This is a genomic window from Ectopseudomonas chengduensis, from assembly GCF_900102635.1.
Taxonomy (GTDB): Bacteria; Pseudomonadota; Gammaproteobacteria; order Pseudomonadales; family Pseudomonadaceae; genus Aquipseudomonas; species Aquipseudomonas chengduensis.
In genome coordinates this window covers 246121-256401 of record NZ_FMZQ01000006.1, presented here as the reverse complement: position 1 = coordinate 256401, position 10281 = coordinate 246121, and the positions used below count along the sequence as shown (strand labels likewise).

The 10281-nt window shown below is 53.3% G+C and carries 8 protein-coding genes, 1 tRNA gene and 2 pseudogenes; 3 read left to right on the top strand and 8 right to left on the bottom strand.

What is annotated here, in order from left to right; genetic code table 11:
- Window positions 1-241 precede the first annotated feature (241 nt).
- The 3 genes and pseudogenes from BLS08_RS12155 to BLS08_RS26845 all read left to right on the top strand — a co-directional run.
- Window positions 242-317, top strand: a tRNA-Asn gene (locus tag BLS08_RS12155).
- Window positions 318-644: 327 nt separating this feature from the next.
- Window positions 645-1088: pseudogene (locus BLS08_RS26850) on the top strand (IS66 family transposase); the annotation flags it as partial.
- Window positions 1088-1336: pseudogene (locus tag BLS08_RS26845) on the top strand (transposase domain-containing protein); the annotation flags it as partial. The pseudogenes BLS08_RS26850 and BLS08_RS26845, both read left to right, overlap by 1 nt.
- 28 nt (window positions 1337-1364) lie before the next feature.
- On the opposite strand, the gene BLS08_RS12145 reads toward BLS08_RS26845, so the two are convergent.
- The 8 genes from BLS08_RS12145 to BLS08_RS12110 all read right to left on the bottom strand — a co-directional run bounded on the left by BLS08_RS12145 (window position 1365) and on the right by BLS08_RS12110 (window position 10265).
- Window positions 1365-3374 (bottom strand): polysaccharide biosynthesis protein, encoded by a 2010-nt coding sequence (locus BLS08_RS12145; RefSeq protein ID WP_090336760.1) that lies wholly within the window; start codon window positions 3372-3374, stop codon window positions 1365-1367.
- A 72-nt stretch (window positions 3375-3446) separates the two neighbouring features.
- Window positions 3447-4001 (bottom strand): sugar transferase, encoded by a 555-nt coding sequence (locus tag BLS08_RS12140; RefSeq protein WP_090336759.1) that lies wholly within the window; start codon window positions 3999-4001, stop codon window positions 3447-3449.
- A 1-nt stretch (window position 4002) separates the two neighbouring features.
- Window positions 4003-4956, bottom strand: a complete 954-nt coding sequence (locus BLS08_RS12135) for a UDP-glucose 4-epimerase family protein (protein WP_090336757.1) — start codon at window positions 4954-4956, stop codon at window positions 4003-4005.
- A gap of 2 nt (window positions 4957-4958) precedes the next feature.
- Window positions 4959-6086 carry a non-hydrolyzing UDP-N-acetylglucosamine 2-epimerase gene (wecB, locus tag BLS08_RS12130; protein WP_090336755.1) on the bottom strand — a complete coding sequence of 376 codons (1128 nt, stop codon included), beginning with the start codon at window positions 6084-6086 and terminating at the stop codon, window positions 4959-4961.
- The gene (locus tag BLS08_RS12125; RefSeq protein ID WP_090336775.1) at window positions 6079-7089 is read right to left on the bottom strand and encodes a polysaccharide biosynthesis protein; all 1011 of its coding nucleotides are present in this window, start codon (window positions 7087-7089) and stop codon (window positions 6079-6081) included. Before BLS08_RS12125 ends, wecB begins: the two co-directional genes overlap by 8 nt.
- Before the next feature lie 30 nt (window positions 7090-7119).
- Complete coding sequence (locus BLS08_RS12120) at window positions 7120-7977, bottom strand: dTDP-4-dehydrorhamnose reductase family protein (RefSeq protein WP_090336754.1); 858 nt, start codon at window positions 7975-7977, stop codon at window positions 7120-7122.
- A 13-nt stretch (window positions 7978-7990) separates the two neighbouring features.
- On the bottom strand, window positions 7991-9220 hold the full coding sequence (locus tag BLS08_RS12115; RefSeq protein ID WP_338135769.1) for a glycosyltransferase family 4 protein: 1230 nt from the start codon (window positions 9218-9220) through the stop codon (window positions 7991-7993).
- Window positions 9221-9389: 169 nt separating this feature from the next.
- Entirely contained in the window at window positions 9390-10265 is an 876-nt protein-coding gene (locus tag BLS08_RS12110; RefSeq protein WP_167375879.1) for a glycosyltransferase, read from the bottom strand.
- Window positions 10266-10281: the final 16 nt, after the last annotated feature.

Sequence of the window (10281 nt, the reverse complement as noted above, 5' to 3'; positions counted from 1 at the left end):
CCTCCCCCTGTAGGAGCCGCGCCTCGCGGCGAATCGCAAGAACACCGCACAACCAAACGCTTCGCCCCGGGGCCGAGCTTCTACACCAATACCCAGACAGCGGTATTGCGCATCAGCCGCGCTCTACCACCGCTGTCGCGGCCAAAGCCGCGCCCACCAAACCAAACGCGTCGTGGCCAGATAGAAGCCACCTACAAAGTGTTGACTTCCCCTTTTTAATCAGTAACATACGCGACGTTGTTCCGCGATAGCTCAGTCGGTAGAGCAAATGACTGTTAATCATTGGGTCCCTGGTTCGAGTCCAGGTCGCGGAGCCAAATTCAAGAACCCAGCCTAGTGCTGGGTTTTTTATTGCCTGCGGACTCTCACCAGGGACCACGTCCCAGGTTATTCGCTTCGTTTGCCCCTCCGGGGCCGCGCTGAAGCGCGTTCAGCTGCGCTGTCGAGTCCAGGTCGCGGAGCCAAATTCAAGAACCCAGCCTAGTGCTGGTTTTTTTATTGCCTGCGGACTCTCACCAGGGACCACGTCCCAGGCTATTCGCTTCGTTTGCCCCTCCGGGGCTGCGCTGAAGCGCGTTCAGCTGCGCTGTCGAGTCCAGATCGCGGAGCCAAATTCAAAAGCCTCGGCTGATCTTGTCCTGCTCAAGGCTCTGATTCTGCAATTGCAGGAACAGGTCGCCCTGCTGCGCCACAAGTTGTTCTCGCCCAAGTCCGAGCGCAGCCCTGAAGATACCGACTCGCCGCAGTTGGCCATGTTCAACGAGGCCGAAGAGCTGATCGAAGCGCTGTCCGCCGCGCCAGCCGAAGCCGAAGCCGAAGCCGAAGCCGAAGCCGAAGCCGAAGAAATCGTTGCGCCGGTCAAGCGCCGTGGCAAGCGCAAGCCGTTGCCGGCCAACCTGCCGCGTGTCGAGGTCATCCACGACCTGCCCGAGCACGAGCTGACTTGCGCCTGTGGCGCCTGCAAACAGCTCATCGGCGAGGAGACCAGCGAACAGCTGGAGATCATCCCGATGCAGGTGCAGGTCATCCGCCATATCCGCAAGACCTACGCCTGCAAGGCCTGCGAAGCGGCGCCGATCACTGCCGAAACCGTGCCGAGAACGCCATCCGCCCCTTCGTCATCGGGCGCAAGAACTGGCTGTTCAGCGACACGCCCAAGGGGGCCACGGCCAGCGCGCAGATCTACAGCCTGATCGAAACCGCCAAGGCCAATGGCCAGGAGCCTTACGCCTGGCTGCGCCACATCCTCGAACGCCTGCCAACAGCACAGAGCGTTGAGGACTATGAAGCGCTGCTGCCTTGGAACTGCTCGCCGGCTTCTGCTCCTGCTTCCTGAAAATAAATCCCGTCCTGGCGGGCGGGGTTTATGGAGCGCTTACTAAACGTCTCTGTAAGTACAACCAATCAACAATCTCACCGTCAGGCCGATAACCACTCACGGTTTCGCGCAATAACGCCCGAACCCGCTCGTAGTCCTCACGCCCAACTGCATCCTCCAAGGCAAGAAGCACTTTCCTGTACTCCTCCCAAGACAGCATTTCTTCGTTGGCACGCATGATCATCGGATGCTCGGTCGGGCTGACGTTATCGCCAATCAGCAACTCCTCATAGAGCTTCTCTCCCGGCCGGAGCCCTGTGAACTCGATAGCAATATCACCCTGCGGGTTTTCAGCAGAACGCACACTCAAGCCACTGAGATGAATCATCTTCTCTGCTAACTCGGCGATCTTTACCGGCTCCCCCATATCCAACACGAAGACGTCTCCGCCCTCCCCCATCGACCCCGCCTGGATCACCAACTGGGCCGCCTCAGGGATAGTCATGAAATAACGTGTAATATTTGGGTGCGTAACCGTCACAGGCCCACCACGCCGGATTTGCTCATGAAACAGGGGTATGACCGAACCGGACGATCCAAGCACATTGCCAAAGCGCACCATTGTGAAGCGGGTTTTATTGACCTCATTGAGCACCTCGCCTTTACCAAAAAGTACCGGAGCCTGTTCCCGGCTAAGCGCCTGCAGTACCATCTCAGCCAAACGCTTGGTGCTGCCCATCACATTGGTGGGCCGCACAGCCTTGTCGGTCGAGATCAGCACGAAATGCGCAACTCCAGCCTTTACAGCTGCCTGAGCGGTAAACAGGGTGCCGAATACATTGTTCAGCACACCTTCAGCAATATTGTGCTCGACCATCGGCACATGCTTGTAAGCTGCCGCGTGATAGACCGTATTCACCGCCCAGCTCGACATCACGTCCTCGAGCCGCTCCGGGTTGCGAATTGAGCCCAGAATTGGAATCAACTGAATGGCCAGGGACTCACGCTTGATGCGGCTTACCAGCTCGGAATGAATGTTGTAAAGATTGAATTCGCTGTGCTCAAACAGCAACAGGGTCTTCGGCTCATTGGACAGGATCTGTCGGCATAGCTCCGAGCCAATCGAGCCACCCGCGCCGGTCACCATGACCACCTGGCTACGTATGCAACGCTCAAACAAGGCCTTCTGCGGCGGTACCGGATCACGTCCCAGCAGGTCAGCAATATCGACCTCCTGCACCTCATCTACCTTAACCCGACCACTGGCCAAGTCCATTAAACCTGGCACGCTACGTACGTGCAGGCTGTACTGGCCAAGCAATTCGAGAATCTCCCTGCGACGCGCACGCGAGGCAGAAGGCACCGCAAGCAGAATTTCCTGGGCGCCAGTTTCTTCGATCATCTGTTGGGTGTGCTTGGGCTTGTACACCCGCAACCCGGCAATCACCCGGTTGGCGATGGTTGCATCATCATCAATAAAGGCAACGGGCGCCAGCGAACGCCCCAAACGCAGGGCGGCCAGTAACTGATTCCCCGCCGCACCGGCCCCATAAATCGCAACGCGGGGCAAACCACGGTCCCCTGTTAGAAGACGGGGATGCTCAGCCGAATACCAATTACCCATAAAGTACTGACGCATCAGCAAGCGCACCCCGCCAATCAACGTCAGGCTGAGCCACCAGAAATTCAGCACCATCGAACGTGGAATCGGCTCAGGCGCGTCGCGATACCAATAGATCGTCAACGCCAGGAATAACGCAGAGAGGGAAATTGCCTTAAAAATGCTCTTGAGCGCATCGTTACCGAAAAAGCGCATCACCGCGCGATACATGCCCATGCGGATGAAAATGGGCACTGAAATCAAGGGCACAATTACAAAGATCCAGGCGTGATGGCCTAAAGGATCAACTGCTTTGAAGTCACCCAAGCGCACGATAAACGCCAGCCACAGCGCACACCAAAGCAACAGTACATCGACTATGACCTGCAGCACACGCTTCGAACGCCGTGGCAAACGGATCAAACGCTCACGCAGGCGATCTGCAGTCCGTAACATCACAACCTCTCAATCCTTCACATCCCGTACTGCGTGGCAATAACTGATTCTCGCACACACCGCTGCTGCTGACTAAGATGGGCGTACACGATCACCCGCGCCCTTACCAAGCACCGTCATCAGGATATATTTAAAATAATCAGCCAGGGTAAGCTCACGAATCATACGCTGATCGGTTTCGGCCAACAGTTTTGGCGTCGACATATCAATATCGCTAAGCTGTGCCAACCCGGTGATACCCGGGCGCACATCGAACACACCACGCTGAGCACGCTCAGTCGTTAACTCCTGTTGATTAAACAGCCCTGGGCGGGGGCCGACCAGACTCATTTCGCCTTTGAGCACATTCCACAGCTGTGGCAACTCATCGAGCTTGGTTTTACGCAGGAAGGCACCCATGCGGGTAATCGATGCACTGGACGCCAAATGACTAGCTACCGACGCGGTATCGATCTTCATCGTACGAAACTTAACCAACACAAATGGCTTCTGGTGTCGCCCTACTCGCTCCTGACGAAACAACGGCGAGCCGGTATCGAAAAGCCCCAGCACATAAATAGCCAACAACACCGGGAACGCAAAAATCAGCCCTAACAAGGCAAAGGTAAAATCAAAAAAACGCAACACGTTATTTATCCTTGCTCATAAAATCGGCCACAGTCGCTGCAATGCCCTGCTCAACCGTGTAAGGAGGAACCCACCCCAACAGAGAACGAGCCTTCGACGAATCCACCTGCAAATCACCGACTAACCGGTCAACCATACCGCGCTTACCCGTTAACACACCCGCCAGCTTAAACAACCCTACCGGCACAGGCAGCAAACGCGGCGAACGGCCCAGGCACAAGCGAATATAAGTAACCAGATTGCGCAGTGAAACATCTTCACCGTCCGACACCAAAAAGGTTTGGTTGGCCGCCGCAGGGTGCTGAATGCAGCGAATAATAAAACTCACCAGATTACCCACATACACCATGCTGCGTTTGTTTTTCACAGAACCAAAGGGCAAAGGCAACCCAGAAGCCGATAACTTAACCAAACTTAAAAAATTGGCCTTAACACCCGGCCCATACACCAGCGGCGGCCGAATAATAACCACCTCTAAACCGGTTTCCTGCGCCAGTAAGCGCAAACCTTCTTCGGCTTCGCACTTAGAAACACCGTAAGGATCTTCCGGTTTCGCTGCATCGGCCTCGATAAAGGCTGGCAACCTAGTTGTGCTTTCGCCATTAACCTTAATAGAACTGATATAAACAAACCGCTTAACACCCGCAGCAACAGCCTGCTTGGCAAGGTTCAGCGTACCCTCGACGTTTACCTTACGGTATTCCGCCAGTGGGTCGGCGACTTCATCACGCATAATATGCGCACGTGCAGCAGAGTGAACCACTACATCAACACCGTTAAGTGCCGAGGAATAATCCGTAGTGCCGTCAATATTGCCAACCACCACAGCATCATCAGAAGTGTTGGAAACAGCAGAACGAACCGCAGCAACAATCCGAAAATCAGGTAACTTCGTAAGTTCAGATAGCAAAACCGAGCCGACAAAGCCCGTAGCCCCTGTAAGCAAAATATTCATAATCAGCTCTTACGCCAGACAGTCCGATTTATGTAATCGGTGTAACTCAGAACCACCCGGACAATCTGGAGCGACACTGGCCCGCCTTGATAGTCTGGCACTAAAGGTATGGCTCGACTGCCTGCCTGATGCTGGCTGGTAATAACCTTGACTGCTTCCAGCACCGACTCCTTCTTCAGCCCACTCATGATCAGCGTGCCTTCGTCCATGCCTTCGGGACGCTCATGGGCATTGCGCAGGGTCACAGCCGGCAAGTTGAGCAGTGAAGCCTCCTCGGTGATGGTGCCGCTATCGGAAAGCACGCAAAAAGCCGACATCTGTAGCTTGATATAGTCAAGCAGACCGAACGGCTTGACGAAGCGAATCAGCGGGTGCTCCAGAGACTCGCCCAGTGCTTCCAGTCGCTTTCGTGTACGCGGATGGGTCGAGACGATTACTGGAAAGCCATACTCGTCAACCAGAGCGCGCAGCGTGGCAAGCAGATCGCGCAGGTTGTCGGGGGTATCGACATTCTCCTCACGATGAGCACTGACCACAAAGAACTTGCCGGCCTGCAGCTTCTCGCGTGCCAACACGTCGGACGCCTCGATCTTCGGCCGGTAGTAGTCGAGCACCTCATGCATGTGCGAGCCGGTCTTGATGATGGTCTCGGGACGGATGCCCTCGGCGATCAAATACCTGCGGGCATGCTCGGTGAGCACAAGATTGATATCCGAAAGATGATCGAGCACCTTTCGGTTGAGCTCTTCCGGCACGCGTTGGTCGAAGCAGCGGTTACCGGCCTCCATGTGGAACACCGGGATCTTGCGACGCTTGGCAGCAATCACTGCCAAGCAGGTGTTTGTATCGCCATAAAGAAGCAACGCGTCGGGCTTTTCCAGCTCAAAGATCGCATCAGCCTTGGCAATCACCTCAGCGATGGTCTGCGCAGCGGTTTCACCGGCAGCGCCGAGGAAATGATCCGGCTTGCGAATTTCCAGGTCGTCGAAGAACACCTGGTTCAGTTCAAAGTCGTAATTCTGTCCAGAGTGAACCAACACGTGGTTGACTTGGCGATCCAGTTCGGCGATCACCCGACTCATCTTGATCAGCTCGGGGCGGGTACCAACCAGGGTCATGACCTTAAGCATCAAGCTGCTCCTTAACGTAATCCAGCTTTAACAGCAGCTCTTTGATTCCGCGAACATCCAGACGCTCAGTGTTATGGGAGGTATAGTCATCCAGCTCGGAGATATGCGTCTCCCCCTCCACAAAATACTTCTTGTAATTCAGGTCCCTATTATCTGCTGGAATCCGGTAATAGCGGCCCATATCCTCTGCTTTGGCCATTTCCTCGCGGGAGATCAACGACTCGTAGAGTTTTTCACCGTGGCGGGTGCCAATTACCTTGACCGCATTGGCTCGACCGAACAATTCCTTGAGGGCTTGAGCCAGATCCGCCACGGTAGAAGCCGGGGCCTTCTGGACAAAGATGTCACCTTGCTGGGCATTCTCGAAGGCATGGAGAACCAGATCGACCGAATCCTCCAACGACATCAGGAAACGCGTCATGTTTGGATCAGTCACGGTGATGGGCTCCCCTCCCTTGAGCTGATCGATGAACAAGGGAATAACAGATCCGCGCGAGGCCATTACGTTGCCATACCGGGTAGCGCAAATAACGGGTCCATTCTTCGGCACAAGGCGCGACTTGGCGACCATCAGTTTCTCCGCCATCGCCTTGGAAATACCCATAGCATTGATCGGGTAAACAGCCTTATCGGTAGAAAGCACAACCACACGCTTCACGCCTGCAGCTACGGCTGCTTTAAGGACATTTTCGGTACCGATAACATTAGTCTTCACCGCCTCCATCGGATAAAACTCACAGGAGGGAACCTGCTTCAGTGCAGCGGCATGGAAGATGTAATCAACACCAACCATTGCATTCGCCAGACTATCGTAGTCACGAACATCACCGATGAAGAATTTCACCTTGTCGTTAGCAAGTGCAATGCGCATATCTTCTTGCTTTTTTTCATCGCGACTGAAAACACGGATTTCCTTGACGTTGGTATCAAGGAAGCGTTTCAGCACAGTATTGCCGAACGATCCGGTGCCGCCAGTGATCATCAGAATCTTGTCGTCAAACATATCAATACCACGTCTAATAAGTGAAAGCATTCAGCGCTGATCGCGCATTTGTTCAATGAGTTCACGCCATGTCGGCGGAGTGTAACCGGAAGCGCGCCGGAAAAGGGTGGAATCCAGGGAACGGTCGATCACCACGTGGTCGTCAGGCACTATCTCGATATCCTTTCCATATACCTCAGCCACAAGCGTGAGCAAGTTGTACTTGTCGATAGGATCGACCGAGACATGGTATAGGCCGTGCAGCTGCCGCGACGGTATCACGTAGTCACGGATCACTCGTGCCAATTCGACAGTAGGTAGCCCTGAGAAGATCGCCTTGCGATAGCCCTTGACGGAGCCCTCTTGAGACAGAAACCAGTCCAGCAGGGCATGGTTGCTGCCGAGTTCGTGGCCAATTATCGAAGTTCGGAGCGTGACCGCATTCGGCTGATCGTGTAGCTCACCGATGTACTTCGACTTCCCGTACAAGTCCTCCGCATCGGACAAATCCGATTCCACGTACAGCCCCTTACTGCCAGAGAAGACACAATCGGTACTTATATGGATCAGCCGGGCGCCACCCAAAGTACATAGCTTCGCCAAACGATGCGGAAGCAAGGCGTTGATCGGAAGTGCGACCAATGGATCGTTGGCATCGGCAAGTTGCTTGATCAAGCCCACACAATTTATCACTACATCAGGACGTACGCGTGCAAAGGCCGCAGTCAGTGCATCCTGATCAAGCACATCAACACCCGATAGCATGCGTTCATGCTGTTTCTCACTGAAATGGGAGAGACCTGCAGAACTGCGCAGCGTACCCCAAACATCCAGCACAGGAGACGCATCCAACACGTTGAATACGTCATGCCCAAGCATGCCGGTCACACCCAGAACCAATACCCGCATCGCGTCACACCTCTTATATATCGGCTCTCGACGCCAGAATCTCAACCAGGCGTTCTGTCTGGCGGTCCATGTCGAAATGCTCGTTAAAATAACTCTGGCCAGCGCTCCCCATTTGTTCGCGTTCTGCAGGCGACAGCGACATGAGCGCAAGAATACTCTCTACCAACGCATTAGCGCTCTCGGGTTCGCACGTTTTACCTGCGCCCGCCTCTTCAATAACGCGGGCACCTTCCCCACGTAACGAAGCAATGATCGCCTTTCCGGCAGCAAGATACGCCTGCACTTTACTGGGAATGGTGTAAGAAAAAATCTCCTCATCCCGCAGAGAAACCAACAAGGCGGAGGAATGCTCGAATATCTGCGGCATTGCCTCCATAGGGAAGCGACCCGCAAGAATCAGGTTATCGAGTCCCAGGGAGGCCTTGCGTTCTTTTACCCACTCGAGCCGGCTGCCACTTCCGACTAAAACGAACTTTAGCGCCGGATGCTGACGTAGCAGCTCAGCAGCTTCGACGACGGTTTCAATCGATTGAGCAATCCCGATATTTCCGGCGAAAACCACACAGAAATTTTCCCGTAATTCTTCAAGAAGCTGCGTTGGGACTTCAGGCGCCACTGTTTTTTCGGAGGGTAATGCGATGGAATTCGGGTAATACACAAGTTTGCTACGGCAGGCATAACGGGCGACGGGGTCAAAGAACGCACGCGACTGCAACAGCAAGGTGTCGCAACAGGCATAGATTCCTCGCACCATCCAACCCACCATACGAAGTGCCTGGGGATTGCGCACGAACCCTGTCGCAGCGAGGCTCTCGGGCCAGAGATCCTGAACCCAGGCAGCAAGATGCGCGCGCTTGATCCACTTCAGAGGAATGGCCGGTATCACCTGAGTAATGGGCGACATCGCAAACACCACGATGCTGTCGAACTTGCGCCCACGCAGCAGCCACGGCAGCAGAAAGAGCCCCGTGGCTACGAAAGACAAGTAATTGAGGATAAGGTTCCTGGAGCCGCCCCGCCCACGCGGCCACAGGGGAACCCGTATTACATCGACACTTTCAGCAAAACGCTCACGTTGAACTCCCCACGCCTTATATCCATCGAAAATCTCCCCACCAGGATAATTGGGCTTGGCAGTTGCCACAGTCACCTCATGCCCCTGCTCACTGAGCTTCCGCACCAAGTCATTAACTATAAATGTTTCAGGCCAAAAATACTGAGAAAGAAATAGTATTTTCATCATAAAGCCTTACATATGCCATCGAGATAATCACGCACCACCCCAAAAAAACCCATTAAATTATGCTTATTTATAATTTTACAATCACAAACCGAATAAAATACAAAGAAAAACACCTCGCACACACCTTGAAGACTATTGCTTGCAATCTCAACCCAAGATACCCGGCGACTTATAAAGGCGGATGGTAAACGTAATCAATAAAGCCGCCATTAAGTGCATCAATCCAATTTTTCGCATCGCTAGAGCAATATGGGTAATTCGGCCTTCCGATACCTTCAAAAGCTTTGGGAGTTCCAATCACTGGTATTTTGCGAACGATGGAATCTATAACTTTTATTTTGATTCCAGCCCCATCCAATACAGGAGCTATAGTGAAATCACAATGCGACAATGCATCAGATAAAGATTCAACAAATCCAACAAACTTGAATTCAGGGAAACGTGCAGCCAAATGATCATCTACCTCACCAATACAAAAAACTTCAATCGAATCAACGCATGATGGAAAAACATTATAATAAAACCATTCTAAACCGCGATAATTTTCTGCTCGACGAATCGAACCGAGAAAAATCGCACGAAAGACACCGCGCTTGCGTACTTTAGCACGAAAAGGCTCAACTTCAGGATATAGCTTCTCAAAAAGATTTACCACACGATCATCACGAACACCATAGAACCTTCGCAACAAACGCCTATCCTTTTCCGACAGCACATAGATACGCTTCGCAGACTTAAAAATTCGCTTCTCTGACCAGCGAACCCATGCGTTTAAGGGAAGTCGTTTTTGGACGATAACATCATGCGCTACCAGCTCAAACTCCAACGCCGGAAATCTAACAGCCAAATTAAACGTTTGCGAAAAGTTCAAAACCCCGCCCCCCTTCACAGGGCGTGGACCAAAAGTACAAAATACAGGGTGTAGGATGGGGCATCTTAGCCAAATTAGCAGAGCGCGAAGAAAACGCACGAATCTACGCTCCTGGTTACTTCTTGAAATATGAACATATTCGGAACCAAAGTAACCAAGCAGTTTCTTAGTCACCACTCCACCACCGTAT